Raw genomic sequence first — 1,183 nt, 5'->3', positions numbered from 1 at the left:
GCCGTAACTACCACGTTGGAGTGGCCATCGATTTCGAGAGCCAAAGGTAGCGGCGAGAATGACCACACGATTCACGAGCGCAGGATCTGGATCTGGCGGCCGGGCTGCTACAGGCCTGGTCGTGGTCGCGGGCCTCGGCGTGCTTTCCGGCGCCTGCTCGCCGCCGTCGTCGCCTGCCGGAACAGAGGCACCCGCGCGGGAAGAGACGTCGCCTGAGACGGCGGGCCGTGAGCTACCGGTGACACGCATTCCGCATCGGGGCATGGCGGCCGAGGCCTACTTCTCGGCCGACGGTACGAAGCTCATCTTCAACGGCAAGGTCGACGACGAGCTCGACTACCACGTTCACACCATGAAGCTCGACGGCACCGAGTCGACACGGATCAACGACGTGGGGCGCGACGCCTGCTCGTTCTTCTTTCCCGAAGGCGACCGGTTGATCTGGACCTCGACCCGGGACCGGCTGGATCTTCCCGAAGGGGACTACTCGGATCCCGACGACTACCCGCAAGGAGCCGAGCTGTACACGTCGGCCCCGGACGGGAGCGACGTGCGCAGGCTCACTCAGAATGAGGTCTACGACGCGGAGGTTTCGGTATCGCCGGATGGACAGTGGATTCTCTTCAGCCGCCAGATCGACGGACTGTTGGATCTGTGGCGGATGCGCCCCGACGGTAGCGGTGAGGAACAGATCACCCACACTCCGGATTGGCAGGAGGGCGGATCGTTCTATCTCCCCGACAGCGAGACCATCCTCTATCGCGCCTGGAAAACGGAGGATCAGCCCCAGAGCCCGAAGCCGATGACGATCTTCACGATCCGGCACGACGGAACCGGACTACGGCAAGTGACGAACGACGGGGGCACTAACTGGGCCCCCCATCCCGGTCCGGACGGCGTCCACTTCGCCTTCGTCAAGGTGCTGCCGCCGCGCAACTTCGAGATCTACCTGGGCAACCTCGAAACCGGCGAGCAGACGCGCCTGACCTTCAGCGACGCCTTCGACGGCTTTCCGGCGATCTCACCAGACGGAAGGTCTCTAGTGTTTGCGTCCAGCCGCGACGCGGCGCCCGGCGAGCGTTCGATCGCGCTCTATTCCATGGACATTTCGTCGTTGGGTGTCGCGCTGCCGCTCGGCGGTCCCTAGGAAGAGGGGGCCTAGCAACAGCAGAGGTCGGTTCCG

The 1,183-nt window shown here is 64.6% G+C and carries 1 protein-coding gene; it reads left to right on the top strand.

Annotated elements, in window-relative coordinates; all coding sequences use genetic code 11:
- Positions 1–238 precede the first annotated feature (238 nt).
- Positions 239–1,147 carry a hypothetical protein gene (locus GY769_12840; GenBank protein ID MCP4202806.1) on the top strand — a complete coding sequence of 303 codons (909 nt, stop codon included), beginning with the start codon at positions 239–241 and terminating at the stop codon, positions 1,145–1,147.
- The last annotated feature ends 36 nt before the right edge of the window (positions 1,148–1,183 follow it).

The organism is bacterium, from assembly GCA_024224155.1.
In the GTDB taxonomy this organism is placed as follows: domain Bacteria; phylum Acidobacteriota; class Thermoanaerobaculia; order Multivoradales; family JAHEKO01; genus CALZIK01.
The sequence above is the reverse complement of the archived record's forward strand: the minus strand, read 5'-3'. Positions and strand labels throughout refer to the sequence as shown.